This window comes from Streptomyces sp. NPDC019890 (genome assembly GCF_044903445.1).
Classification (GTDB): domain Bacteria; phylum Actinomycetota; class Actinomycetes; order Streptomycetales; family Streptomycetaceae; genus Streptomyces.
In genome coordinates this window covers 157,595-183,735 of the sequence record NZ_JBJDQK010000013.1, presented here as the reverse complement: position 1 = coordinate 183,735, position 26,141 = coordinate 157,595, and the positions used below count along the sequence as shown (strand labels likewise).

Sequence of the window (26,141 nt, the reverse complement as noted above, 5' to 3'; positions counted from 1 at the left end):
GCTCGAACTGCCCTCAGCTTCAAACCCCCTGCTGCGACAGGGAATTGGTGGTGGTCTTTCACCTCCACTCGAACAACAAGCGCCTCACGGCGCACATAACGTTATCCACAGGGGTCGCGTGGCTGGGGCCGCCGCGAGACCGTCGAGCCATGAACAAGCACCACGAACCCAGCGGTCAGGCCGACGAGCAGCAGATCACGCTGCGCGGACCCGCCGAACTGGCCGACGCCCTCCCGTACATGATGGGCTTCCAACCGACTGATTCCATCGTGCTCGTCGCGCTGCACGGCAACAGCGGCCGCTTCGGCGGGCGGCTGCGGCTCGGCATCCCGCCCTCGCCGCGGGAATGGTCGCCCGTGGCCGAACAGCTCGTCGAGTGTCTGATCGAGGGCAGCGAGCGCAGGGGCTCCCGGCCCGACGGCATTGTCGTCTTCCTCTGCCAGGATCCGGACGAGGACGAGACGAGCCGCAGGGTGATGGAGCGATTGCGTCCCCTCGCGCAACGGCTGCGGACCGCGTGCGGCACCTTGGACGTGCCCGTCTACGAGGCGCTCTGCATCTCCGAAGGACGCTTCTGGTCCTACTGCTGCCCCGATTCACGCTGCTGTCCGCCCGAAGGCAGTGCACTGGCGCTGCCGGGCACCTCGGTGATGGCCGCGGCCGCTGCCTACGCAGGCATCCAGGTGCGTGGGTCCCTGCGGCAGATGGAGGGTCGGCTCGCGCCCATGACGACTCCCGCCGCGGCCGGCCAGGAGAAGGCACTGGACACCGCGGGCGCCGCGCTGGTGCCCAGGATTCTGGACGGGGTGGGACGGGACGAGGTTGCCGCGGAGACCCTGGCGCTGGCCCGCCGGCTGATGACACGCATCGCTGAGACACCGCGGTCCGGGGGCTGGGCCGAGACGGATGCCGCCGATGACCGGCTCATCACGCATGACGAAGCGGCTGCCGTGATCCTCGGTCTTCAGGACAGGGACACCCGGGACCGGGCAGCGGAATGGATGGAAGGGACGGACGCGGATCCCGCCCTGCGTCTGTGGCAGGCGCTCGCCCGCCGCTGCGTCGGGCCCTACTGCGAGCATGCGGCCGCACCGCTCACTCTCGCCGGCTGGGTGGCCTGGTCGAGTGGTGACGAACCAGGCGCACGAGTGGCTCTCGGCCGGGCCCTGCGCGTCGACCCCGAGTATGTCTTCGCCCGTCTGCTGCACCAGGCCTGCAACGAAGGCCTGGATCCGGAGACCCTGCGCAGCTGTCTGCGCCAGGCGCGCGGCTCACGGGAGTCATCCGGGACCAGCAAGGCAGAGGGCCGCCCACACCGACCGCGTCCTCGGCGGGTCGCGCATCGGGTCGCGCCGCGCGTCGGCAGGAAGGGCCTCCCGCCCGCCGGTGCGGCCCCCGCGAAGGCGCCGGCGGGCAACCGCGGCCGGGGGAGGAGCCGGAGCGGGCAACGCGGCACGAGGAGCGGACGATGATGCCCGTGACCTGGGCACCCGTGCCGCCGTTCATCGTCGTGTCGTCGTCGCACGACCCGCGCCGTCGCATTCGCAGCGGCTGTCCGGAGCGCACGGAAGGCACAGCAGACCACCCATGGCCCTCACCGCCCCCCGCCCGCCTCACCTGCCGCAGCTGGGACACAGCTCCGGATCCGGTCCAGCGCCGCCCTGGGCCGGAGGGCCGGGGGATCTGCCGCCGGTGCACAACATGCTCATCTGTGTCGCCCTCCCGCGCCTGGCGATCTCCCCGGAGCACGGCCAGCTCACCGGGACCGGGCTCGAAGGCGTCTACCAGTCCGGCCGGCGGCTGCTCTCCCGCTGCCAGTTGCGGGTCGCCGGGCGCGAACCGGTTGCGATGCAGAGCGGCTTGGTCTCCGCCGACCGCGCCAGGTTCATCGGGGTGCTGCGGACGCCCGCCGGCACTGGACCCGACCCGGGAATCTCCGTGGAGCGATTGCGCGACGCAGACGGCACGGAACGAATCACGCTGCGCAGTTCGGTGGGGAGAGCTCTCAGGCTTCCGGTGGAGATCGCGCTGGGCACCGACCTCGCGAGTCTGGGCGCGGTCGCGGCCGGGCGACCCGGTCCTGAGCTGCGTGCAAGCGTCCATGACTCGGGCATGCGCTGGTCCGCGGGCCCGGACGCGCACACCGTCGTCACCGCGGATCCGCCGCCGAAGGACGCTCTGGCCTCCGCGGGGATACTGCGCTGGGACCTTGAGCTCGCACCCGGCGCCTCCCGCACCATCGAGCTGCGCGTCCGCTCCAAGCGCCCGGCCCGGTCGTCCGGCCGGACGGGCAGTCGACCCTTCTCCGAAGCGTGGGCGGAGGGGGACGACCCCCGGCTGCAGGCGCTGTTCAGTGCCAGTCTGGGCGACCTCAAGGCGCTGCTGCTGCGGGACCCCGGCGGATCCGCGGACGTATACCTGGCCGCGGGCGTCCCCTGGCGCTGTGGGCCTGCCCCTGCCGAGGCGCTGTGGGCCGCGCGGATGGCGCTCCCGCTCTCCACCCGGCTCGCCGCGGCCACCCTGCGCACGGTCGCCCGCACCCAACTGCTGGGTCCAGGACCGGACTTCGGGCGCATCCCCGGCCCGCTGAGGGACGCGGGTCCGCATCTCCCGCCGCGTTGTACGGGCGTGGAGGCGACGCTCGCCTTCCCGGCGGTCCTCGCGGAGGCATGGCGCTGGGGGTTGCCGGAGCGGGAACTGGCGGGGCTGCTGCCGGTCGCGGAGCGCTGTCTGCAGTGGCTGCGGCGAGCCACGGGCGCGGAGGGAATCCTGTCCGAGCCGGGCCCGTCCGGAGTGCAGTGCGCCGAGACGCAGGCACATGCCCATCGGGCCGCGCTGCTGGGTGCCGACCTGCTGGAGGCGTACGGCCGTCCCGGAGCCGACGTCTCGCGTGAGTGGGCGGGAGCGCTGCGGGAGCGCTTCCGGGAGCGCTTCTGGATCGACGACAGGACCGGCGGCCGGCCCGCGTTGGCGCGGCTGGCCGGCGGCCGGCCCCTGCCTCATCTGGGGGCCGGCGCCGCGCATCTCCTCGACACGGGACTGGTCGGCGGGGGACAGCTCGCCCCCGGTCTGCTGGACAAGGTGCAGACCGGACAGCTGGCCATGCTGCTCGGTGGCCCCGCAGTGGACTCCGGCTGGGGACTGCGCAGCCTGGGGACCATGGAGCGTGGACACAACCCGTACGGCCACCGCGCCGGAGCCGTACGGGTGCACGACACGGTCGTCGCCGTCGCGGGGCTGGCCGGCGCCGGATACGAAATGGAGGCGGTGCCCCTGCTGCGTGGCGTCCTCGACGCTGCCGAGGCATTCGGGTACCGGTTGCCCGAGATGTACGCGGGGGAACAGCGCACGGCGGGGGGCGTGCCTGTGCCGCACCCCGCCGCCTGCCGGCCGGCGGCCCTGCCCGCAGCGGCCGGCATCCACCTTCTGGCGACCCTCGCCGGGATCCGTCCCGACGCGCCCGCGGGTGCGGTCGCGCTGCATCCCGTGCGCTGCGCTCCCTTCGGCGCCGTACAGCTGTCCGGACTGCGCGTCGCCGGGGAGCCGTTCGCCGTGCGGATCAGCAGGCTCGGCCTCGGGATGGTCGAGGAGGCCGCCGAGGGCCTTCAGTTGGGGGTGTGAGCCGGGTGCGTGGGCGGGGCGGGGAAGCTGATGAAGAAAGAGTCGCCGCAGGTGGCGAAGGGAGTGTTTATCGTCAGGCAGACGACTATGATCACGGCATGTCTCCCTACGACCCGTCGGCCTATCCGCCTTTTGCTGTCACCGTCGACCTGGTCGTGCTCACCGTGCGTCGTCATGCGCTCTGTGCGTTGGTGGTACGCCGTGGAGAGCCGCCGTTCCAGGGCCGATGGGCCCTGCCCGGCGGGTTCGTCAGGGGCGACGAGGATCTGGCGGCGGCGGCAGCGCGCGAGCTCGCCGAGGAGACCGGGCTGTGTGCGCACGACCCCGCGTCCCCGGCGCCTGGCAACGGCGCGCATCTCGAGCAGCTTGCCACCTACGGAGACCCGAAGCGGGATCCGCGGATGCGGGTCGTCAGCGTCGCGCACCTGGTGCTCGCACCCGACCTCCCCGCGCCCCGGGCGGGCGGGGATGCCAATAGTGCGCGCTGGGCCCCCGTCGAGGACCTCCTGGGCCAGGAGAACGGGTTCGGCCGCGAGGGCGAGCAGGCCGCCCCGCTCGCCTTCGACCATGCGCGCATCCTGGCCGACGGGGTGGAGCGGGCCCGCTCCAAGATCGAGTACTCCTCGCTGGCCACGGCCTTCTGCCCGCCCGAGTTCACGGTCGGCGAGCTGCGCCGGGTGTACGAGGCGGTGTGGGGCGTCGCGCTCGACCCGCGGAACTTCCACCGGAAGGTGACCGGCACCCCGGGATTCCTGGTGCCCGCCGGCGGGACCACAACTCGTCAGGGGGGCCGCCCTGCACAGCTGTTCCGCGCGGGTGGTGCCACCCTGCTGAACCCGCCGATGCTGCGTCCGGAAGTCTGACCGCAGCTTGATCGAGAGCTCGATCGGGGGCTGACACCCGGGCCCGGCCCGCTGCGCAAAAAGTCCTAAATGTCGCGTTATCTTGCTGCAGTATCCGCAGTCTCCGCGTCTTGCTGCGGTATCCGCCCTGCCGCCGAGCGGTCTCACCTTCCGCGAGAGAAGCGATGCTCCAGGCCATCGGACTGACCAGCACCCACCGCCGAAACCTCCCGCCGGCCGTCGACGATCTCACCTTCGAGGCCCCGTCCGGCAGCGTCACGGCCCTGCTCGGCTGCGCCGGCTCCGGAAAGACGACGGCTCTGCGTCTGATGCTCGGACTCGAGTCCGGACGGGGCGTCACCTACTTCCGCGGAAACCCTCTCCACCGCATCGCCCACCCCGCCCGCGAGGTCGGAGTGCTCCTCGGCGACGTACCGGGCCATCCGGCGCGGACCGCCCGGGGGCAGCTCCGTATGCTCTGCGCCGCGGCAGGGGTGCCCGCCTCCCGCGCGGACGAGGTGCTCGAAGTCGTCGGGCTTGCCGGTCTCGGTGGCCGTTGTCTCGGCACGCTCTCCCTCGGGATGGACCGCCGACTCGGGCTCGCCTCCGCTTTGCTCGGCGACCCCCAGGCGCTGATCCTCGACGAGCCCGCGAAGGGGCTCTCGCCCCGCGAGAACAGCTGGTTGTACGGACTGCTGCGCGCCCACGCCGCGCGCGGTGGCACGGTCCTGTGCACCACGGGCGACCCCAAGGAGGCCGCCCGGCTCGCCGATCGCGTCGTCACCCTCGACGCGGGACGCCTCGTCGCCGACCAGGACGCCGCCGCCTTCTCCCGTACCAGGCTCCGCCCCCGCGTGGCCGTCCGTACCCCGCACGCCGCGCGGCTGGCCGCCGTCGTCGCCCGTGAGGCGCGCGCCGCCCAGCGCTCGATCGAGGTGGTCACCGAGACGAGCAACCTCCTCTCCGTCTACGGCAGCAGCTGCGCCGAGATCGGCGAAACCGCCTTCCGGCACGGCGTACTCGTCCATCGGCTTGCCGACGAAGTGGGCGACACCGGCCCTGCGCCCGGCCCCCTGCGGGACCAGCCCGCGCCCAGGCTCGCAATCAAGCCCGCATCAGAGCCCGCGCCTCAGCAGCCCGCGTCCGCGCCCGCATCCGAGCAGCGGCCCGAATCCGCGCCCCAGCAGGAGCGGCCCGCATGCGCGCCGGCCTCCCAGCAATCCGCACTCGACGACACGCGCCCCGCTCGTCCGGTTCCGCGCGCCGCCCAGCGCCTCGACTCACTTCCCCCGCCGCCGCGCCCCGTACGCAGCCCCCTGCGCCCCCTGCGCTACGAACTTTGCCGCCTCCTCGGAGTCCCCACCGCCCTGCTCGTCGCGGCCGCTGTGCTCGTCGCCTCCGCCGCCCTGTGCGTGCTCCTGGCCCGCACCGACGACACCCCGCTGCCCGCCCTGCTCGTCGCCTGGCCCGACTTCCTTCCACTGCCGCCCGCAGCCTTCGGCGCCGGACTGCTCGGCGCGCTCAGCTTCGGCGAGGAGTTCCGCTACCCCGCGCTCGCCGCCGCCCGTGGCACCGTGCCCCGCCGCCTCGGCCTTCTCCTCGCCAAACTCACGGTGACCGCCGCCGCAGCCCTGCTGCTGGCGGTCCTCGTCGCGGTGGCCGACGTCCAGGCCCTTCACCTCGTGTACGGGAGCCATTTGACGACCGTCCCCGACAACTGGCCGGCTCTGGCGGCCCGTTGGGCCGGCCTCTCGGTGGGCTGCGCCTGGGCCGGACTGCTCGCCGCCGGTATCTTCAGGGTCACTGCCGCCGGAGTGGCCGCGGTGCTCGCCGTACCGGTTCTCATCGCCCCCCTCGTACAGAAGACGCTCGTCGCTCCGTCCGTTCGATCGATTGCGGGCCTCCCGGGCAGGCTGCGCGAGCTGACCTGGGTGCAGTTTCCGCGGCAGGCGGACGACTTGCTCATGGCCGCGGTCCGTGTCCTCGCCCAACCTGTCGGTGCGGCGCTTACGTTGTCATTGTCGGTCCTGATCTGCGCATATCTGTTCACTAGCCTTCGGCGCAGCGCTCGTTGGTGATCATGATCGGCCGGGACGCGGTGAAGCGCCGACAACTCCGGTGAGTGCGCCCGTTTCTTTCCGATAAGGCGTCAATTGCGGGGCGGGCGCCGATCACCCTTTCGTGTGCTTTTCACCAAAGACCTCAAGGGCCGCCGGAGCCAGGCCGACAAAGGATGCGTGAGTACCCTTGCGCACACCATGATGACCGCCGCCCGCCCCGCCGACTCCGGCCTCGTCGGCCCGGGCGAACTCGACCGATACCCCTACGCGGAGTCGCCCGGCGCCGACCGCGTCGGGCCCAGCCCGTGGGACGGCTCCGACCCCGAGTTGGGCCGGGTCGGCCGCCGCGCGACAGGAAGCCGGGGCCGCGGACTGCACGGCCAACTCGTCCAGCAGCTTGGCCAGATGATCGTCTCCGGAGACCTCGGCGCCGACCGTCCGCTCGTTCCCGAGGAGATCGGCCAGCGCTTCGAGGTCTCCCGCACCGTCGTGCGCGAGTCGCTCCGCGTCCTCGAGGCCAAGGGCTTGGTCAGCGCCCGCCCCAACGTCGGCACCCGGGTCCGTCCGGTCAGCGACTGGAACCTGCTCGACCCCGACATCATCGAGTGGCGTGCCTTCGGTCCGCAGCGCGACGACCAGCGCCGGGAGCTGAGTGAGCTCCGCTGGACCATCGAGCCCCTCGCCGCCCGCCTCGCCGCAGGTCACGGCCGTGAGGACGTCCAGCAGCGGCTCGGCGACATGGTCGAGATCATGAACCACGCGCTCGCTCAGAGTGACGGGATCACCTTCTCCCGTGCGGACGCGGAGTTCCACACCCTGCTGATCCAGCTCGCGGGCAACCGCATGCTGGAGCACCTCTCGGGGATCGTCGCCGCCGCCCTCCAGGTCTCCGGCGGCCCGGTCACCGGCTGTGACCGCCCTACCGAGGTCTCGCTGGCCCACCACGCGCGGATCGCCGACGCCCTCGCCGCCGGCGACTCGCACGCCGCCGAGTCGGCCATGCGCCAACTGCTCACCGTCCACCCGGAGGTGGAGCGAGTAGTGCCCGCGCCGCGCGAGCACTGACCGCCGGGCGCGGTGGGGAGTACGGAGGCGTACGCATCGTGTGTCGCCGGATTCCACGGGGGTCCGGCGGCACGATTATGTGGTGAACGCCCACATATGGCCGCTTCGTCGCAAACGGGGTGTGACTCGGACCACGTGGATTGGGCGTAACACTCCTCGAAACAGCGCGATGACCTAAGAGGTGACAGCCGAGGAGGGAATACAGCCGCCATTCAGGGCGCTGTGCAAATCCGAGGTTCAGCCCGCGCCACCGGCACATCCGCAGCCGGCTGGTCGTCGGCTCCGGCCCGATCACGGGCGGGGCCGGAAGCCGTTTCCATCGTTCCGAGAGGTTGTTCGTGTCGGCCAGCACATCCCGTACGCTCCCGCCGGAGATCGCCGAGTCCGAGTCTGTGATGGCGCTCATCGAGCGGGGAAAGGCTGATGGGCAGATCGCCGGCGATGACGTGCGTCGGGCCTTCGAGGCTGACCAGATTCCGCCAACCCAGTGGAAGAATGTTCTGCGCAGCCTCAACCAGATCCTCGAGGAAGAGGGTGTGACGCTGATGGTCAGTGCCGCGGAGTCGCCGAAGCGCGCCCGCAAGAGCGTCGCTGCGAAGAGCCCGGCAAAGCGCACCGCCACCAAGACCGTCGCGGCCAAGACCGCCACGGCGAAGACCGTCGCGGCCACCGCGGCGCCGACGGCCGAGACCGTCGACGTCCCGGCCGACGAGGTCTCGGAGACCGCGCCTGCCAAGAAGACGGCCGCCAAGAAGACGGCGGCCAAGAAGACGGCGGCGAAGAAGACCGTCGCCAAGAAGACCGTGGCCAAGAAGACCGCGGGCAAGAAGGACGCCGACGAGGCCGCCGAGGGCGAAGAGCTGCTCGACGAGGTCCAGCCCGGCGCCAAGGGTGACGAGGAAGAGGCCGAGGGCGAGAGCAAGGGCTTCGTACTCTCCGACGACGACGAGGACGACGCGCCTGCTCAGCAGGTCGCCGTTGCCGGTGCCACCGCGGACCCGGTCAAGGACTACCTCAAGCAGATCGGCAAGGTCCCCCTCCTCAACGCGGAGCAGGAGGTCGAGCTCGCCAAGCGCATCGAGGCGGGCCTGTTCGCCGAGGACAAGCTGGCGAACTCCGACAAGCTGGCGCCGAAGCTCAAGCGCGAGCTGGAGATCATCGCCGAGGACGGCCGCCGGGCCAAGAACCACCTGCTGGAGGCCAACCTCCGGCTGGTCGTCTCGCTGGCCAAGCGCTACACCGGCCGCGGCATGCTCTTCCTGGACCTGATCCAGGAAGGCAACCTCGGTCTGATCCGCGCGGTCGAGAAGTTCGACTACACCAAGGGCTACAAGTTCTCCACGTACGCCACCTGGTGGATCCGTCAGGCGATCACCCGCGCCATGGCCGACCAGGCCCGCACCATCCGTATCCCGGTGCACATGGTCGAGGTCATCAACAAGCTCGCGCGCGTGCAGCGCCAGATGCTCCAGGACCTGGGCCGTGAGCCCACCCCGGAGGAGCTGGCCAAGGAGCTCGACATGACCCCCGAGAAGGTCATCGAGGTCCAGAAGTACGGCCGCGAGCCGATTTCGCTGCACACGCCCCTGGGCGAGGACGGCGACAGCGAGTTCGGTGACCTGATCGAGGACTCCGAGGCGGTCGTGCCGGCCGACGCGGTCAGCTTCACGCTTCTGCAGGAGCAGCTGCACTCGGTGCTCGACACCCTGTCCGAGCGTGAGGCGGGCGTGGTCTCCATGCGCTTCGGTCTCACCGACGGCCAGCCGAAGACCCTGGACGAGATCGGCAAGGTCTACGGCGTGACGCGTGAGCGCATCCGTCAGATCGAGTCCAAGACCATGTCCAAGCTGCGCCACCCGTCGCGTTCCCAGGTGCTGCGCGACTACCTGGACTAGGTCGCAGCGATACGTTGAGGCCAGGGCCCGGATCCCGTCAGGGGACCGGGCCCTGGCCCGTTTGCGGGACCCTTGTGTGGTTGCGCGGGTGCGGACTACGGCATGCTGACTGACTCTGGGTGAACTCAATTCAACGCAGAGTCAGGAGGCCCAATGCGTCGTTCCCCCGCCCGAGCCCTGACCGGGGCGCTGGCCCTGATCACAGCGGCAGCCTTGGCGCCCTTGGCATCGCCCCGTCCCGCCCTCGCCGACAGTGTGGTCGTCGGCGGGTATCCGGTGCGCGTGGACGAGAGCCCCTGGGTCGTCGCGCTGTCCAGCCGTGACCGGTTCGGAGTAGCGCGAGCCGGTCAGTTCTGCGGTGGCGTCGTGGTGGCGCCGACGAAGGTGATGACGGCCGCGCACTGCCTGAGCCGGACCGTACTCGGCCAGGAGGTGAGCGAGGTCCGGGATCTGCGGGTCATCTCCGGGCGCGCGGAGCTGACCGGCACGGGTGGCCGGGAGATCGCGGTCAGCGGCAGCTCGGTCGCGCCCGCGTACAACCCGCTGACGAACGGCTCGGACATGGCCGTGCTGACGCTGGCAGAGGCGCTGCCCGCCTCGCAGGTGATCGAACTGGCGGGAGCCGGCGATCCGGCGTACCAGCCGGGGACGAGCGCCACCGTCTACGGCTGGGGCGATACGAGGGGCGACGGCAGCTATGCGTCCGCGCTCCATGCCGCGCAGGTGTCGGTGCTGTCGGACCAGGCGTGCGGACAGGCCTATCCAGGGGGCCTGAGCGGGCGGTACGTGGCTGCCACGATGCTCTGCGCCGGAGACCCCACGGGAGGGCGGGACGCCTGTCAGGGGGACAGCGGAGGGCCGCTGGTGGCCGGCGGGAAGCTTATCGGCCTGGTCTCCTGGGGCACCGGCTGCGGGCGGCCCGACAGTCCCGGGGTGTACACGCGGGTCGGCGCGGTGGCCATGCCCTAGCGGGATCCCGGGCCATGGCTGCCGACAGCTTCGAGCGGCCGGGGTCGTTGGACCGCCGTCGGCTTCGGGATTTCCGAGATCCTGATCGGACCGCGGCAGTCACGGTACGAGAGCGGGCGGCCGCCCCTGGTGTTCAGGGGCGGCCGCCCGTCAACCGGTCCAGGACCGGCCCTGTGGCTCGTCGTGGATGCGAGGTGTCAGTGTTCCTCTTCGCCGACAGCGGCCGGTACGGCCGTGAGTCGGTCGGTCTCATCCTGTATTTCCGCGGCGATCTTCTTGAGTTCCGGCTCGAACTTGCGCCCATGGTGGGCACAGAAGAGCAGTTCACCGCCGCTGGTCAGGACGACACGCAGGTACGCCTGGGCGCCGCAGCGGTCGCAGCGGTCAGCGGCCGTCAGCGGGCTCGCGGGGGTCAGAACAGTAGTCACGTCGCCTCTTCTCTAGCTCGACGAGCTGTCGTACCAGGGTCAACATCCAACCAGGCCGAAAACGTTCCCGCTCGTGGCTTTTCCTCGAAACTTCTCTCAAGGTGGCTGTCTGCTGCCGGTTGGCGGCGAATGAGCCGTATTGCTTCGCTCTACGGATTTCGCATTACTTGTCTCGTTTGGCCCTCCCGGCTGGGTTGCCGGTTGTTCATGAGGACGTGCCCGGAGCCTAAATGGTTCATGCCTGGAAGGGAACGTGATGTGCACGTCACCCCAACGAGGGATCGAACATACATGCGAGGCTGGACTAGCATGAGAAATCACGAGGGTGGCGTTACATCGGCTCTACCAGGCCTCTGTACCCTCTGACCGGTGACCGACGCCCGCCCTTTACCCCACCGGGCCACATTTGAAATTCAGCGAGGAGCGAACCCGCGTGACCGCCGAAACGTCCGTGCCGTCCAGTGCGGTGCTGACCGCAGACCGTGACGGCTCCAACTACACCGCGCGGCACCTGCTCGTACTGGAGGGGCTCGAGGCGGTCCGGAAGCGCCCGGGCATGTACATCGGGTCCACCGACAGCCGCGGGCTGATGCACTGCCTCTGGGAGATCATCGACAACTCCGTCGACGAAGCCCTCGGCGGCCACTGCGACCACATCGAGGTGATCCTGCACGAGGACGGGTCCGTCGAGGTCAAGGACAACGGCCGGGGCATCCCGGTCGACGTCGAGCCCAAGACCGGACTGTCCGGCATCGAGGTCGTGATGACCAAGCTGCACGCCGGCGGCAAGTTCGGCGGCGGTTCGTACGCCGCGTCCGGCGGTCTGCACGGCGTGGGCGCCTCCGTCGTCAACGCACTGTCGGCCCGCCTGGACGTCGAGGTGGACCGCAGCGGCGCCACCCACATGATCAGCTTCCGGCGCGGGGTCCCGGGCATCTTCACCGAGTCGGGCCCGGACGCCCCCTTCGACCCGGCGAGCGGGCTGCTCAAGGGCAAGCGGGTGCCCAAGACCCGGACCGGCACGCGCGTGCGGTACTGGGCGGACCGGCAGATCTTCCTCAAGGACGCCAAGCTCTCCCTGGAGCACCTGCACCAGCGCGCCCGCCAGACCGCCTTCCTGGTGCCCGGCCTGACCATCGTCGTCCGCGACGAGCGGGACCTGGCGGGAGAGGGCAAGAGCCAGGAGATCTTCCGCTTCGACGGCGGCATCAGCGAGTTCTGCGAGTACCTGGCGCAGGACAAGGCCGTCTGCGACGTGCTGCGGCTGACCGGGCAGGGCACCTTCAAGGAGACCGTCCCCGTCCTCGACGACCGCGGCCACATGACCCCCACCGAAGTCACGCGCGAGCTCGGCGTCGACATCGCGCTGCGCTGGGGCACGGGATACGACACCACCGCCAAGTCCTTCGTGAACATCATCGCCACCCCCAAGGGCGGCACCCATGTGACGGGCTTCGAGCGCTCGGTCACCAAGACGATGAACGAGGTGCTGCGCTCGGCGAAGCTGCTGCGCGTCGCCGAGGACGACATCGTCAAGGACGACGCTCTGGAGGGCCTGACCGCGGTCGTCACGGTGCGGCTTGCGGAGCCGCAGTTCGAGGGCCAGACCAAGGAGGTCCTCGGCACCTCGGCGGCCAACAGAATCGTCGCCAATGTCGTCGCCAAGGAGCTCAAGTCCTTCCTGACCTCCACCAAGAGGGACGCCAAAGCGCAGGCCCGCGCGGTGCTCGAGAAGGCGGTCGCCGCCGCCCGTACGCGTATCGCGGCTCGCCAGCACAAGGAGGCGCAGCGCCGGAAGACCGCGCTCGAGTCCTCCTCGCTGCCCGCCAAGCTCGCCGACTGCCGCAGCGACGACGTGGAGCGCAGCGAACTCTTCATCGTCGAGGGAGACTCCGCGCTCGGCACCGCCAAGCTCGCGCGGAACAGCGAGTTCCAGGCACTGTTGCCGATCCGCGGAAAGATCCTCAACGTACAGAAGTCGTCCGTCTCGGACATGCTCAAGAACGCCGAGTGCGGCGCGATCATCCAGGTCATAGGGGCCGGCTCGGGCCGGACCTTCGACATCGACGCCGCGCGCTACGGCAAGATCGTGCTTCTGGTCGATGCCGATGTCGACGGCGCCCACATCCGCTGTCTGCTGCTCACACTCTTCCAGCGCTATATGCGGCCGATGGTGGAGGCGGGCCGGGTCTTCGCCGCCGTGCCGCCGCTGCACCGCATCGAGCTGGTCCAGCCCAAGAGGGGCCAGGACAAGTACGTGTACACGTACTCGGACAACGAACTGCGCTCGACCCTGCTGGAGTTCCAGCGCAAGGGGGTCCGCTTCAAGGACTCCATCCAGCGCTACAAGGGTCTCGGCGAGATGGACGCCGACCAGCTCGCGGAGACCACGATGGACCCGCGGCACCGCACCCTGCGCCGGATCAACATCGGCGACCTGGAGTCCTCCGAGCAGGTCTTCGACCTGCTGATGGGCAACGAGGTCGCGCCCCGGAAGGAGTTCATCACCAGCTCCGCGGCGACGCTGGACCGTTCGCGGATCGACGCCTGACGTCGCAACGCACGCAGTGAGCCGCCGGTGAGCCCACTCGGAGGGCACACCCAGGGGTGGAGCTGTCGGCTCCACCCCTGATCCGATCCCTGGTCAGGCCCAGCTCCGTAGCATCGAGGCGACGGAGGAGGACCTGACGTGTTCAGCAGCCGGTGGACCGCATGGCCCACGCGCGAAGCGCTCTCCCGCCTCGGCGTACCGCGCGTCCGCATCGCGATCGACATCGCTCTGCTCGTCGCGCTCTCGGGATGGGCGGTGTACAGCGCCTACGACTCGAACGCCTTCCACGGCCGGCGCGTGGTGCTCCCGCCGTTGGGTCTGCTCTGCTGCGCCGCTGCGGTCTTCGGCTACCACCGGATGACTCTCGCCAACAGGCTGCTGCCCTCGCTCGGTTTGCTCGTCGGCATCTCCGCCTGCGGAGCGGGGGCGTACGCCGCCGGGGCCCCGATTCCCGCAACGGTGCTGTGGATCTGCGTCTCCGTCATGGCGATGGAACGCCTCCCGCTCGTCTTCGGGCTGGGCGCGGCCGCGCTGATGTTCGTGGGCTTCGCTCTGACCGACGACAGTGAGATGGGGCCGCTGATCACAGCGGCCGCGGTGCTGCTCGGCGGATACTCGCTGCGCCTCGACGGCCAGGCCAGGGGCGCCGGATTCCGGCTCCTCGCCCAGGAGCGGGCTGCCCGCGAGGCAGAGGCGTCATCGGCGGCCCTGGCCGAACGGGCCCGTATCGCACGCGAGATCCACGATGTCCTCGCGCACAGCCTCTCCGCGCAGCTGGTGCATCTGGAAGCGGCCAGGCTGCAGATCGAGCGGGGACCGGAAGGGCCGTTCCGGGAACAGATCCTGGGGCGGGTGGTAGCGGCCCGGCTGATGGCCCGCGAGGGACTGGCCGAGACCCGGCAGGCGCTCTCCGCGCTGCGCGGCGAGATGGCTCCCGTCGAGGACTGTCTGCGCGAACTGGCGCTCGCCGGCGGAGCCGAGGCGGAGGTGACGGGGGAGCGGAGGCAGCTGACCGCCGAGGCCTCGCAGGCGGTACGGCGCGTGGCACAGGAGGCGCTGACGAACGCGCGCAAGCACGCGCCCGGCGCCAAGGTGCGGTTGCTGCTCACGTACGCGGAGGCTGAAGTGGCCCTGGAGGTACGGGATTCGGGCACCACCTCGCAAGCCGGTGAACTCGGGACTTCCGGTTCCGGGTACGGTCTGCTGGGGATGCGTGAGCGGGCCGAACTTCTCGGCGGCAGCCTGGAGGCGGGACCGGACGGAAAGGGCTTCGTGGTGCGGCTAAGGGTGCCGATATGAACGAACAGATCGCCAGAGTGATCGTCGCCGACGATCAGGCGGTGGTGCGCGAGGGCATTGTGATGCTCCTGGGACTGCTGCCGGGTATCGAGGTCATCGGCTCGGCGAAGGACGGTGAGGAGGCGGTCGCCCTCGTTGCCGAACTTGCCCCCGACGTCGTCCTGATGGACCTCCGGATGCCCCGCTGCGACGGGGTCGAGGCGACCCGCCGTATTCGCAGCGAACACCCCGGCACCCAGATCGTCGTGCTCACCACCTATGCCGACGACGACTCGCTCTTTCCCGCCCTGCGGGCGGGAGCGCGCGGCTATCTCACCAAGGACGCCAACGGCGACGAGATCGTACGGGCCGTGCAGGATGTCGTGGCCGGTCGTGCCGGGCTCTCACCGGTCGTCCAGCGACGGCTCCTTGAGCAGGTCGCATCGGCGCCGGAACCGTCCGTGCCGAAACTGCCCGACGGGCTGACCGCGCGCGAGGGCGAGGTGCTGGCCCTGATCGCGGAGGGCCTCAGCAACGCGGAAATCGCCCGGGGACTGCACATCTCCACCGCCACCGTGAAGACCCACATCAACAACCTCTTCTCGAAGACGGGCATTCACGACCGCGCCCAGGCGGTGCGGTACGCCTACCGGGAAGGACTTTCGCGGCCACCCGGGTCGAACATCACCTAATGGGGTGAAGACCGGCAGGAGAAGAGTCCGGGATCTTCCCGCTCTGTCCATCCTTGTGCACGCGGCCGAAACGGTTCGCTGACAAGGGAGTTGCGGTGGAGAAGCGGGAAGGGCGGGATGCTGCGGCGGTGCGGCTCGACGACCCCTGGTACGACGCGCTGGCCTCCGGCTGGGGCGAGCTCGACGGTACGGGTGCCCCGGCGCCCGGAGTCCCGCCGCAGCCCGCGGACCGGGAGTGCGCCGGGCTCGGCACCGCCGGCATCTATCTGGAAGTGCACCGCAGCGCCGCCTTCCAGGAGGTGCGCAGCCGCTACCGGAGGTTCGTCGGCCCCGCCGCTTTCGCCTTCCTCCTCTGGTACTTGGCCTATGTCGTCGCGGCCACCACGGCACCCGGGCTGATGGCACGGCCGGTGGCCGGCGCGGTGAACGTGGCGATGGTCGCCGGGCTCGGACAGTTCCTCACCACCTTCCTGCTGACCTGGGCATATGCCCGGCATGCGCGACTACGGCGGGACCGGGCCGCGCTCGATCTGCGCTGGAGGGTGTTCGACCGGGCGAGAACGCAGGACACGAGCCGGGGGATCGGACATTGAGCGGCGACCACCAGACCCTGGCGCTGTTGCTGTTCAGCGCGTTCATCGCGGTCACCCTCGGGATCACCACCTGGGTGAGCCGCAACAGGCGTGGTTCGGCGGAGGAGTTCTACGCCGGCGGGCGGCTGTTCTCCCCTCTGGAGAACGGGTTCGCCATCGCGGGCGACTACATGTCCGCCGCCTCCTTCCTCGGCATCTCGGGACTGATCGCGCTGTACGGCTACGACGGAATGCTCTACTCCGTCGGCTTCCTGGTCGCCTGGCTGGTCGTCTTGCTGCTCGTCGCCGAACTCGTGCGCAACTGCGGCCGGTTCACGCTCGCCGACGTCGTCGCCTCCAGGATGAGGGAGCGCCCGGTCCGTATCGCTGCGGGAACTTCTTCGGTCGCCGTGTCCGTTCTCTATCTGGTGGCGCAGATGGTGGGGGCCGGCAGCCTCGTCGCGCTGCTGCTCGGCGGTACGAGCGAGGCCGCGCGCTCGTGGACCGTCATCGGCGTGGGTGCACTGATGGTCGTCTATGTGTCGTTGGGAGGGATGCGAGCCACCACCTGGATCCAGATCGTGAAGGCCGTGCTGCTGATGCTGGGCGCGATCGCCATGACCGTGCTCGTCCTCGTCCGCTTCCATGGCGACGTCAACCAGCTGCTCAACTCCGCCGCCGAACACAGCGGTCACGGCAGGGATTTCCTCTCGCCCGGCCTCAAGTACGGCGGGGACTGGACCGCGCGTTTCGACTTCATCAGCCTCGGCCTGGCGCTCGTGCTGGGCACAGCAGGGCTGCCGCACATTCTGTCCCGCTTCTACACCGTGCCGACCGCGCGGGCCGCCCGCCGCTCGGTCGTCTGGTCGATCGGTCTCATCGGCAGCTTCTATCTGATGACGATCGTGCTCGGCTTCGGCGCGGCCGCGGTACTCGGCTCGGACAAGGTCCGGACGTCGAACGCCGCGGGGAACACCGCGGTTCCGCTGCTCGCGCTGGACCTGGGAGGAGGAGCGGGCACCACCGGCGGCACGGTGCTGTTCGCGGTGGTCGCCGCCGTGGCCTTCGCGACCATTCTCGCCGTCGTCGCCGGGATCACCCTCGCCTCCTCGGCTTCCGTCGCGCACGACCTGTACGCCTCTCTCAGGCGCCGTCGGGGCAAGCGGCACAGCGAGGTGGCGGTGGCCAGGGCCGCCGCGGCCGGCATCGGGGCTGCCGCCATCGGGCTCGGCCTGCTCGCCCGCGATCTGAACGTCGCCTTCCTGGTGGGGCTGGCCTTCGCGGTCGCCGCCTCCGCAAATCTGCCCGTACTGCTCTACTCGCTGTTCTGGCGGAACTTCACCACGCGCGGCGCGGTCTGGTCGGTGTACGGAGGGCTGGTCCCCGCTGTCCTGCTGGTGGTGCTCTCGCCCGTCGTCTCGGGAAGCCCGGAGGCGCTCTTCCCGGGGGTGGACTTCCATGTCTTCCCGCTGCAGAACCCGGGCCTGGTGTCCATCCCGCTGGGGTTCCTGGCGGGCTGGATCGGCACGACCACCTCTACGGAGGCGCCGGACCAGGCGAAGCATGCGGAGACGGAGGTGCGGGCGTTGACCGGGGCGGGCGCGGTGTGAGGGCCGCGGGCGTGGATTGAAGGCCCGGGGCGTGGAGGGAAGGCCGGGGCCGTCCGGGGGCATTGTCCTCAATTGCCGGACGGGCTTGAAAATCCCCAGAGGTAGCGGTGTTCCGGGCGGCCCGTCTCGCCGTACTTCAGGCTCAGCCGCACCCGGCTCGTACGCTCCAGCAGCTTCAGATAGCGCTGTGCGGTCTGCCTGCTCACGCCCGCGCGGTCCGCGATCTCCTGCGTGGACAGTGGCCCGTCCGCGGCCAGCAGCACCTGCCGCACCAGCTCGGCGGTGGTCGGCGAGTGGCCCTTGGGCAGGTCGGGGGCGACCGAGCCGGCCGACAGCGCCCCGAAGATCCGGTCCACCTCCGCCTGTTCCGCCTCGCCGCCGCTCTCCAGGGTGCGGCGCAGCGTCGCGTACGCCTCCAGCTTGGCGCGCAGCCCCGCGAAGTTGAACGGCTTCACCAGGTACTGGAGCGCGCCGTGCCGCATCGCGGCCTGCACGGTCGCCACGTCCCGCGCCGCCGTCACCATGATCACGTCGGTCTGGTGGCCGAGCCGGCGCAGCTCCCGTACGACTGCGAGACCGTTCCCGTCCGGCAGATAGTGGTCCAGGAGGATCAGATCCACCGGACAGTCGGCGATCCGGGCGAGCGCCTCGGCGGCGGAGTGCGCCGTCGCGGAGACCCGGAAGCCCGGGACCTTGGAGACATAGGCCGCGTTGATGTCGGCGACGCGGACGTCGTCGTCGACCACCAGTACGCCGATCAGGTCCGTGGCCGCCTGTTCGGCATGTCCCTCGTTCATCGCGCCTCCCCGGTGGTGGCCAGCCCCGGTTCTGCCAGCGCCTCCGGGAGTACGACCGTGAACTCCGCGCCCCCGCCGGGCGCCTCGCGCACCCGCGCACTGCCGCCCTGCCGTTCCGCGAGCCTGCGCACCAGCGCAAGACCCAGGCCGCGCCTGCCGTGGGCGGGAAGTTCCTTGGTGGACCAGCCCTCGGTGAAGATCAACTCGCGCTGTTCGGGCGCGACTCCGGGACCGCTGTCCGCGATCCGCAGGACGACCGCGCGGCCCTCCGCGCGCAGCTCGACCTCGATCCTCGGCTCCGGTGAGCCGACGGCCGCGTCCAGCGCGTTGTCCACGAGGTTGCCGACGACGGTCACCAGACCGCGCGGGTCGACGAGCCGGTCGGGCAGCAGAGTCCCGGGCGCGATGCGCAGCGATACGCCGCGCTCCGCCGCGACCGTCGCCTTGCCCACCAGCAGCGCCGCCAGCAGCGGATCGTGGATCTTCTCGGTGACCTGTTCGGCGGTGGCCCGGTGCACCCCGACCACCTCGGTGACGAACTCCACCGCGTCCTCGTGCATTTCCAGCTCGAGGAGTCCGAGCAGGGTGTGCATCCGGTTGGCGTGCTCGTGGTCCTGCGCGCGCAGCGCGTCGATCAGCCCGCGGGTGGAGTCCAGCTCACGGCCGAGCTGCTCCAGCTCGGTCCGGTCACGAAGGGTGGCCACGGCGCCGCCGTCGTCGGTCGGCATACGGTTGGCGATCAGCACCCTGTTGCCGCGCACAGTCAGCAGATCCTCGCCGGTGACCCGGCCCGCCAGCACATCGGTGGTGCGGCCCTCGCCCAGTACCTCGTCCAGCGGCCGCCCCATGGCCTCGTCGCCGAGGCCGAGCAGCCGCTGCGCCTCGTCGTTCATCAGCCGGATCCTGCCGGCCGCATCGAGCGCCACGACCCCCTCCCGGATGCCGTGCAGCATTGCCTCGCGCTCGGCCAGCAGCCCTGAGATGTCGGAGAAGGCCAGGTCGCGGGTCTGCCGCTGGAGCCTGCGGGAGATCAGATAGGCGGCCAGGGCTCCGACGGCCAGCGCTCCTCCGGCGTAGGCGAGCAGTCCGGGGATGGCCGCCAGCAGCCGGGCGCGCACGCTGTCGTACTCGATACCGACCGAGACCGCCCCGACGATCGTGCCGTCGTCGACGCGCAGTGGCACCTTTCCGCGGGCCGAGCGGCCGAGCGTCCCGCTGTCGATCTCCATCACCTCATGGCCCGCGAGCGCCGCGCTGGGGTCGGTCGAGACGACCCGGCCTATCTCCTCGCGGGAGGGGTGGGACCAGCGCACCCCGCGCTTGTCCATGATCACGATGTACTCGGCGCCGGTCGCCTTCCGAATCCGCTCGGCCTCGGCCTGCACGGGACCGCCGGCCGTCGGCTGTGAGCCGAGCAGCTCGTCGGCCACCTCCGGGGAGGCGGTGGTCTCGGCGATGGCGAGTGCGCGGCGCATCGCCTGGTCGTCGAGCTGAGAGCTGAGCGGGGCGAGGAAGAGGCCGGTGGCAAGCACGGTGACACCGGTGGCGATGGCCAGCTGCATCAGCAGGACCTGCGAGGAAACCCGATGCGGCCAGCCGAATCGCCGGCGTCGGGCGAGGGCGGTCGGTACGGGACTCATGTCTAGGCACGGTAGAGGGCGAGGGGCCCTTTCCGAAACTTCCGGTTCCACGCGCACCGCCTCGGCGGCCGACGGCCCCCATATCGCCGCAGGCCGTACCAAAACTAGGGCAGCGGCCTGGGCGGGCGGGGTCCGTTGTACTGCCCGCGCGGGCGCATCCGCAGCGGGCGCTCCTCGTACTCCTCCAGCGCGTGTGCGATCCAGCCCGCGGTACGCGCCACGGCGAAGACGGTCTCGCCCGCCTCGGCAGGCATCCCACAGGCCACCGACAGCACCGCGAGCGCGAGGTCGACATTGGCGTGCAGCTGCACATGGCGGGCCGTCGTCGTCTCCACCTGGCGGGCCGCCTCCAGGGCGGGGCGGGCCGCGGGGATGCCGGCCAGTACCTCGAACAGCGCCTCCGCCCGCGGGTCCGGGCCGGGGTAGAGCCGGTGGCCGAGGCCCGGCACCCGGCGTCCGGCCCGCAGATGGTCCGCCACGACGGCCGCCGCGCTGCCGCGCTCCAGCACCTCGCTGAGCATCCGGTGCGCGAGACCGCTCGCGGCTCCGTGCAGGGGACCTTCCAGCGCGCCGAGTCCGGCGGAGACGGCGGCGTACGGATGGGCACGTGCCGAGGCCGCGACGCGCACCGCGAGTGTCGAGGCGGCCAGATCGTGGTCGATCAGCAGCGAGAGCGCCATGTCCAGGGCTCGTACGGACTCCTCGGCCGGGCGCTCGGCGGTCAGCCGTGACCACAGCCGCCAGGCGATCCTGCCGGCGCCGCGGTGCCGCCGGCCGACCGTGGGGAGCGCGTCGACCAAGGTGGGGATCAGCGTGCGGGCGCTGCCGAGCACCGCATCCCGGTCGAGGTCGAAGCGGAGCGGATCGGCGATCGCCGCGGCGATCGCGGCCACCCGCAGCCGGTCCGTCGACCCGGTCTGCGCGGGCAGGGCATCGACGGCACGGCGGGCGGCCGCGAGTGCGTCGTCGGGGGCGGTGAACCGGACGCCCGCCCGCAGGGTGCCGGTCCAGAGCCAGTCCGCGATCTCCTCGTAGTGGTAGCGACGGGCGAGTTCGGTCGCGTCCACTCCGCGGAAGTAGTACCGGTCCTTGTCGATCAGCGTGATGCCGGTACGGAAGGCAAGGTCACCGGAGGGCTGGGAATCCCGCCTGGTCCGGCGCGCCAGGGCGTCGACCTCCTGGGCGTCGAAAGTGCTGCCGCGGCCGCCCGGACTGCGTCGGCTGGTCAGCTGGCCCCTGCTCACATACGCGTACACCGTCTCGGGTTTCACACCGAGCCGCTCGGCGGCCTCCCGAGTGGTGAGCCGGGGTCCGTCCGCCGCTTGATCCGTCATGAGGCCACCGTATCCATATTGATTCAATCAACATTGACAATGATCCAGTCAAGCATAGACAGTCAAGTCAAGGACGACTGGAGGAAAGACATGTCGATCACCGGAACCACCGCCCCCCTCGGCGTACCGCGCGGACTCGCGGGCGTCGTCGTCACCGACACCGCGCTCGGCGACGTGCGAGGGCGAGAGGGCTTCTACCACTACCGCCAGTACTCGGCCGTCGAGCTCGCACAGAGCAGCGGCTTCGAGGACGTATGGCATCTGATGTTCCACGGCCGGCTGCCGGACGCCGCGGAGCGCGCGGCCTTCATGGCGCACACGGCGTCACTGCGCCGGCTGCCGGACGACGTACGTGACGCGCTGCCCGCCATCGCCCGCTCCGGCGCCCCGTCGGGCCCCCTCGCCGGACTGCGCACCGCGCTCTCCCTGCTCGGGGCATCGGCCGGGCTGCGACCCGTCTACGACCTGGACGGCGACCGCCGCACGGCGGACGCGCTCGCCGCCTGCGCGGCCGTGCCGACGCTGCTCACGGCGCTGTACCGGCTGGGCCAGGGGCTTGAGCCCGTCGAGCCGCGCGACGATCTGCCCTGTGCCGCCAACTACCTCTACATGCTGACCGGTTCGGAGCCCGAGCCCGCCCGCGCCCGAGCGGTCGAGCAGTACCTGATCTCCACCGTCGACCACGGTTTCAACGCCTCGACCTTCACCGCCCGCGTCGTCGCCTCCACCGGCGCCGATATGGCCGCCTGCCTGGTCGCGGCGGTGGGCGCGCTGTCCGGGCCGCTGCACGGCGGGGCGCCGAGCCGTGCGCTGGACACGCTCGACGCGATCGGCACCCCGGACCGTATCGAGCCATGGATACGGGAACGGGTGCTGGCCGGTGACCGCATCATGGGCTTCGGGCATCCCGTCTACCGCACCGAGGACCCCCGCTCCCGCATGCTGCGCGGCATCGCCGAGAGCTTCGGCGGACCGCTGGTGGAGTTCGCGGTCGAGGTCGAGCAGCGGGTCGAGGCGATCCTCGCCGAGCTCAAGCCGGGCCGTGAGCTGCACACGAATGTGGAGTTCTACGCGGGCGTCGTCATGGAACTGTGCGGGCTGCCGCGGGAGATGTTCACCCCGACCTTCTGTGCGGCCCGGGTCGTCGGCTGGAGCGCCAATATCCTGGAGCAGGCGGCCGATTCGAAGATCATCCGCCCGGCGGCCCGCTATGTCGGACCCCCGCCGCCGCAGCCCGTACCGCATATGTGAGAGAGGCTTTCGTTGCCGACGCCGAGCCAGCAGATCCCCGTCATCGTCCTCGCGGGCTTCCTCGGATCGGGCAAGACCACCTTGCTCAACCATCTGCTCAGGGCCAGCCGCGGCACCCGGATCGGCGCCGTCGTCAACGACTTCGGCTCCATCGAAATCGACGCCATGACCGTGGCCGGTCAGCTGGGCGACTCCACGGTCTCGCTCGGCAACGGCTGTCTGTGCTGTGCCGTCGACGCGAGCGAACTCGACCTCTACCTGGACAAGCTCACCCAGCCCTCCGCCCGCCTCGATGTCATCGTCATCGAGGCGAGCGGGCTCGCCGAGCCCCAGGAGCTGGTGCGCATGCTCCTCGCCAGCGAGAACGAACGGATCGTGTACGGGGGACTGGTCGAGGTCATCGACGCGGCGGAGTACGAGGCCACGCGCGAGAAGCACCCCGAGATCGACCGGCATCTGACCGTCGCGGACCTGGTGGTGCTCAACAAAACGGACCGTGTGCCCGCCACGGAGCTCACCCGCATCCGCCAGAGCCTCGGTACCGCCGCCGCGGTGACCGAGGCCGCGTACGGCCGGATCGACCCGGACCTCCTCTTCGACCGCAAGCCGCTCACCGAGCGGGCCGGCCAGCTCTCCTTCGAGGATCTGTGCGCGGACGAGCACGCTCACCAGCATGCGGACCATCTGCACGCCGCCTACGAGAGCGTCGACTTCACGGCGCGGGCGCCCATGGACCCGCGTCGGCTGATGGACTTTCTCGACTCCAGGCCCGAAGGGCTCTACCGGATCAAGGGATTCGTCGACTTCGGCGCGGCCGACCCGCGCAACCGGTACGCCGTGCATGCGGTCGGCCGGTTTCTGCGCTTCTACCCGGAGGCCTGGCCGCGGGGCGCCGAGCGCCTCACCCAGCTGGTGCTCATCGGCTCCGGCATCGACGCCGGCAAGCTGCGCACGGAGCTCGACGAGTGCCGGACGGCCGGACCGCAGGACGCCCCCGCCGAGCACAGCATGTGGGGCGTCCTGCGGTACGTACCGTCCGAACCGGAGACCGGCCTGACCGAGCCGGAGAGCGACTAGCTCGCCGGGCCCGCCAGCACCGCCACCGCCGAGGTCAGCGGCGTGCCCGAGCCGTCGCGGCGCGGATCGGGCTCCGGCAGTTCGGCCGGTGAGCCGTTCTTCTGCGCCGCGCGGGCCGGGGTGGCGCCCGCCCAGGCCAGCACGAGCACGTCCTCGCCCTTGAGGAAGCGCTGGCAGCGCACGCCACCCGTCGCCCGTCCCTTGCGTGGGTACTGGTCGAAGGGCGTGAGCTTCGCCGTCATCTCGGAGTCGTCCAGCGTGCCGTGCGAGCCCGCGACCGTGAACACCACCGCGTCCGCCGCCGGGTCCACCGCGGTGAACGAGATCACCTCGGCGCCCTCCGACAGCTTGATGCCCGCCATGCCGCCCGCCGCCCGGCCCTGCGGCCGCACCTGGCCTGCCGGGTAGCGCAGCAGCTGGGCGTCGGAGGTGATGAAGACCAGGTCCTCCTCGCCCGTACGCAGCTCGGCAGCGCCGACGATCCGGTCACCCTCCTTGAGGGCGATGACCTCCAACTCGTCCTTGTTCGCCGGGTAGTCCGGCACGACGCGCTTGACGACACCCTGCAGGGTGCCGATCGCCAGGCCGGGGGAGGACTCGTCGAGCGTGGTCAGACAGACGATCCGCTCGTCCGCCTCCAGGTTGAGGAACTCCGAAACCGGCGCTCCGCCCGCGAGGTTGGGCACCGATGCGGTGTGCGGCAGCTGCGGCAGATCGATCACCGAGAGCCGCAGCAGCCGCCCGGCAGAGGTCACCGCGCCCACATCGCCACGTGCGGTCGCCGGGACGGCCGAGACGATCACATCGTGCTTGGTACGCCTGCCGCCTTCGTCGGACAGCGGCTCGCCGGTGGCGGTGCGCGCCAGCAGACCCGTCGAGGAGAGCAGCACCCGGCAGGGGTCGTCGGCGACCTCCAGAGCCACCGCGGCCACCGGCGTGCCCGCCGACTCCAGCAGCACCGTGCGCCGCTCGGTGCCGAACTTCTTCGCCACAGCCGCCAGTTCGGACGAGACCAGCTTGCGCAGCTCGGTGTCCGACTCCAGGATCGCGGTCAGCTCTTCGATCTCGCGGTTCAGCCGGTCGCGCTCGCTCTCCAGCTCGATCCGGTCGAACTTGGTCAGCCGGCGCAGCGGGGTGTCCAGGATGTACTGCGTCTGGATCTCGCTCAGCGAGAAGTGCTCGATCAGCCGCTGCTTCGCCTGCGCCGAATTGTCACTGGACCGGATCAGGCGGATGACCTCGTCGATGTCCAGCAGCGCGACGAGCAGGCCCTCGACCAGATGCAGCCGGTCGCGGCGCTTGGTCCGGCGGAACTCGCTGCGCCGGCGCACCACGTTGAAGCGGTGGTCGAGATAGACCTCGAGCAGCTCCTTGAGACCCAGTGTGAGCGGCTGGCCGTCCACCAGCGCCACATTGTTGATGCCGAAGGACTCCTCCATCGGCGTCAACTTGTAGAGCTGCTCCAGCACGGCCTCCGGGACGAAGCCGTTCTTGATCTCGATGACCAGCCGCAGGCCGTGGGAGCGGTCCGTGAGGTCCTTGACATCCGCGATGCCCTGGAGCTTCTTCGACGAGACCAGGTCCTTGATCTTCGCGATCACCTTCTCCGGCCCGACCGTGAAGGGCAGTTCGGTGACGACCAGGCCCTTGCGGCGCGCGGTGACATCCTCCACGGAGGCCGTCGCGCGGATCTTGAAGGTGCCGCGGCCCGTCTCGTACGCGTCCTTGATGCCCGCCAGGCCCACGATGCGGCCACCGGTCGGCAGGTCGGGCCCGGGGACGAAGCGCATCAGCGTCTCGAGATCCGCGCCGGGGTGCTTGATCAGATGGCGGGCGGCGGCGATGACCTCGCCCAGATTGTGCGGCGGCATGTTCGTCGCCATGCCGACCGCGATTCCGGACGAGCCGTTGACCAGCAGGTTCGGGTACGCCGCGGGCAGCGCGACGGGCTCGCGCTCCTGTCCGTCGTAGTTCGGCGAGAAGTCGACAGTGTCCTCGTCGATCGACTCGGTCATCAGGCTGGTCGCGTCCGCCATCCGACACTCGGTGTACCGCATGGCGGCGGGCGGGTCGTCATTGCCGAGCGAGCCGAAGTTGCCGTGGCCGTCGACCAGCGGCAGGCGCATCGAGAACGGCTGCGCCATCCGCACCAGGGCGTCATAGATCGACGCGTCGCCGTGCGGATGCAACTTACCCATCACCTCGCCCACGACGCGGGCGCACTTCACATAGCCGCGGTCGGGGCGCAGGCCCATCTCGTTCATCTGGTACACGATCCGGCGGTGTACCGGCTTCATGCCGTCCCGTGCGTCCGGCAGGGCCCGGGAGTAGATCACCGAGTACGCGTACTCGAGGAAGGAGCCCTGCATTTCGTCCACGACGTCGATGTCGAGGATCTTCTCCTCGAAATCGTCCGGAGGCGGGGTCTTCGTGCTGCGGCGGGCCATCGCGGCTGCTGC

The 26,141-nt window shown here is 70.6% G+C and carries 19 protein-coding genes; 14 read left to right on the top strand and 5 right to left on the bottom strand.

The window, feature by feature from the left end:
- The first annotated feature begins 149 nt into the window (after positions 1–149).
- From ACI2LP_RS29405 to ACI2LP_RS29375, 7 genes are all read left to right on the top strand, one after another.
- Entirely contained in the window at positions 150–1,472 is a 1,323-nt protein-coding gene (locus tag ACI2LP_RS29405; RefSeq protein WP_404727554.1) for a DUF4192 domain-containing protein, read from the top strand.
- 229 nt (positions 1,473–1,701) lie between these two features.
- Positions 1,702–3,621 carry a glycogen debranching N-terminal domain-containing protein gene (locus tag ACI2LP_RS29400; RefSeq protein WP_404727563.1) on the top strand — a complete coding sequence of 640 codons (1,920 nt, stop codon included), beginning with the start codon at positions 1,702–1,704 and terminating at the stop codon, positions 3,619–3,621.
- Positions 3,622–3,719: 98 nt separating this feature from the next.
- Positions 3,720–4,484 carry an NUDIX domain-containing protein gene (locus tag ACI2LP_RS29395; protein WP_360870103.1) on the top strand — a complete coding sequence of 255 codons (765 nt, stop codon included), beginning with the start codon at positions 3,720–3,722 and terminating at the stop codon, positions 4,482–4,484.
- A gap of 164 nt (positions 4,485–4,648) precedes the next feature.
- Positions 4,649–6,541, top strand: a complete 1,893-nt coding sequence (locus ACI2LP_RS29390) for an ATP-binding cassette domain-containing protein (RefSeq protein WP_404727553.1) — start codon at positions 4,649–4,651, stop codon at positions 6,539–6,541.
- A gap of 159 nt (positions 6,542–6,700) precedes the next feature.
- Entirely contained in the window at positions 6,701–7,588 is an 888-nt protein-coding gene (locus ACI2LP_RS29385; RefSeq protein WP_404727552.1) for a FadR/GntR family transcriptional regulator, read from the top strand.
- Positions 7,589–7,926: 338 nt separating this feature from the next.
- Positions 7,927–9,483 (top strand): RNA polymerase sigma factor, encoded by a 1,557-nt coding sequence (locus ACI2LP_RS29380; protein ID WP_404727551.1) that lies wholly within the window; start codon positions 7,927–7,929, stop codon positions 9,481–9,483.
- Positions 9,484–9,636: 153 nt separating this feature from the next.
- Positions 9,637–10,452, top strand: coding sequence for a S1 family serine peptidase (locus ACI2LP_RS29375; protein WP_404727550.1), 816 nt, complete (start codon positions 9,637–9,639; stop codon positions 10,450–10,452).
- A 197-nt stretch (positions 10,453–10,649) separates the two neighbouring features.
- On the opposite strand, the gene ACI2LP_RS29370 is transcribed toward ACI2LP_RS29375, so the two are convergent.
- Complete coding sequence (locus ACI2LP_RS29370; protein ID WP_307660675.1) at positions 10,650–10,880, bottom strand: hypothetical protein; 231 nt, start codon at positions 10,878–10,880, stop codon at positions 10,650–10,652.
- 433 nt (positions 10,881–11,313) lie between these two features.
- On the opposite strand from ACI2LP_RS29370, the gene ACI2LP_RS29365 reads away from it, so the two are divergent.
- The 5 genes from ACI2LP_RS29365 (at position 11,314) to ACI2LP_RS29345 (ending at position 17,583) form a co-directional block, all read left to right on the top strand.
- Entirely contained in the window at positions 11,314–13,431 is a 2,118-nt protein-coding gene (locus tag ACI2LP_RS29365; protein WP_404727549.1) for a type IIA DNA topoisomerase subunit B, read from the top strand.
- 138 nt (positions 13,432–13,569) lie between these two features.
- A complete protein-coding gene (locus ACI2LP_RS29360; protein WP_404727548.1) occupies positions 13,570–14,730 on the top strand; it encodes a sensor histidine kinase in 1,161 nt (386 codons plus the stop codon).
- The gene (locus ACI2LP_RS29355) at positions 14,727–15,401 is read left to right on the top strand and encodes a response regulator (protein ID WP_404727547.1); all 675 of its coding nucleotides are present in this window, start codon (positions 14,727–14,729) and stop codon (positions 15,399–15,401) included. The genes ACI2LP_RS29360 and ACI2LP_RS29355 overlap by 4 nt, the downstream gene beginning before the upstream one ends.
- Positions 15,402–15,496: 95 nt before the next feature.
- Entirely contained in the window at positions 15,497–15,994 is a 498-nt protein-coding gene (locus ACI2LP_RS29350) for a DUF485 domain-containing protein (protein ID WP_404727546.1), read from the top strand.
- Positions 15,991–17,583 (top strand): cation acetate symporter, encoded by a 1,593-nt coding sequence (locus ACI2LP_RS29345; protein WP_404727545.1) that lies wholly within the window; start codon positions 15,991–15,993, stop codon positions 17,581–17,583. Before ACI2LP_RS29350 ends, ACI2LP_RS29345 begins: the two co-directional genes overlap by 4 nt.
- A 68-nt stretch (positions 17,584–17,651) precedes the next feature.
- On the opposite strand, the gene ACI2LP_RS29340 is transcribed toward ACI2LP_RS29345, so the two are convergent.
- The 3 genes from ACI2LP_RS29340 to ACI2LP_RS29330 all read right to left on the bottom strand — a co-directional run bounded on the left by ACI2LP_RS29340 (position 17,652) and on the right by ACI2LP_RS29330 (position 21,354).
- Positions 17,652–18,344: a response regulator gene (locus ACI2LP_RS29340; RefSeq protein ID WP_404727562.1), complete on the bottom strand. Its 693-nt coding sequence runs from the start codon at positions 18,342–18,344 to the stop codon at positions 17,652–17,654.
- A gap of 32 nt (positions 18,345–18,376) precedes the next feature.
- The gene (locus tag ACI2LP_RS29335; RefSeq protein WP_404727544.1) at positions 18,377–20,020 is read right to left on the bottom strand and encodes an ATP-binding protein; all 1,644 of its coding nucleotides are present in this window, start codon (positions 20,018–20,020) and stop codon (positions 18,377–18,379) included.
- A gap of 104 nt (positions 20,021–20,124) precedes the next feature.
- Positions 20,125–21,354, bottom strand: coding sequence for a citrate/2-methylcitrate synthase (locus ACI2LP_RS29330; protein ID WP_404727543.1), 1,230 nt, complete (start codon positions 21,352–21,354; stop codon positions 20,125–20,127).
- 90 nt (positions 21,355–21,444) lie between these two features.
- Between ACI2LP_RS29330 and ACI2LP_RS29325 the strand changes: the two genes are divergently transcribed.
- Entirely contained in the window at positions 21,445–22,605 is a 1,161-nt protein-coding gene (locus tag ACI2LP_RS29325) for a citrate synthase/methylcitrate synthase (protein WP_404727542.1), read from the top strand.
- Positions 22,606–22,617: 12 nt separating this feature from the next.
- Entirely contained in the window at positions 22,618–23,682 is a 1,065-nt protein-coding gene (locus tag ACI2LP_RS29320; RefSeq protein WP_404727541.1) for a CobW family GTP-binding protein, read from the top strand.
- On the opposite strand, the gene ACI2LP_RS29315 is transcribed toward ACI2LP_RS29320, so the two are convergent.
- Positions 23,679–26,129: a DNA topoisomerase (ATP-hydrolyzing) subunit A gene (locus ACI2LP_RS29315; protein ID WP_404727540.1), complete on the bottom strand. Its 2,451-nt coding sequence runs from the start codon at positions 26,127–26,129 to the stop codon at positions 23,679–23,681. The two genes, ACI2LP_RS29320 and ACI2LP_RS29315, sit on opposite strands and share 4 nt — an antisense overlap.
- Positions 26,130–26,141 lie beyond the last annotated feature (12 nt).

Excerpts from the sequence above, each read along its gene's own strand:
- ACI2LP_RS29355 (WP_404727547.1), top strand. The coding sequence starts at position 14,727 with ATGAACGAACAGATCGCCAGAGTGATCGTCGCCGACGATCAGGCGGTG.
- ACI2LP_RS29375 (WP_404727550.1), top strand. The coding sequence starts at position 9,637 with ATGCGTCGTTCCCCCGCCCGAGCCCTGACCGGGGCGCTGGCCCTGATC.
- ACI2LP_RS29330 (WP_404727543.1), bottom strand. The coding sequence starts at position 21,354 with ATGACGGATCAAGCGGCGGACGGACCCCGGCTCACCACTCGGGAGGCC.
- ACI2LP_RS29325 (WP_404727542.1), top strand. The coding sequence starts at position 21,445 with ATGTCGATCACCGGAACCACCGCCCCCCTCGGCGTACCGCGCGGACTC.
- ACI2LP_RS29405 (WP_404727554.1), top strand. The coding sequence starts at position 150 with ATGAACAAGCACCACGAACCCAGCGGTCAGGCCGACGAGCAGCAGATC.
- ACI2LP_RS29400 (WP_404727563.1), top strand. The coding sequence starts at position 1,702 with ATGCTCATCTGTGTCGCCCTCCCGCGCCTGGCGATCTCCCCGGAGCAC.
- ACI2LP_RS29335 (WP_404727544.1), bottom strand. The coding sequence starts at position 20,020 with ATGAGTCCCGTACCGACCGCCCTCGCCCGACGCCGGCGATTCGGCTGG.
- ACI2LP_RS29390 (WP_404727553.1), top strand. The coding sequence starts at position 4,649 with ATGCTCCAGGCCATCGGACTGACCAGCACCCACCGCCGAAACCTCCCG.
- ACI2LP_RS29315 (WP_404727540.1), bottom strand. The coding sequence starts at position 26,129 with ATGGCCCGCCGCAGCACGAAGACCCCGCCTCCGGACGATTTCGAGGAG.
- ACI2LP_RS29395 (WP_360870103.1), top strand. The coding sequence starts at position 3,720 with ATGTCTCCCTACGACCCGTCGGCCTATCCGCCTTTTGCTGTCACCGTC.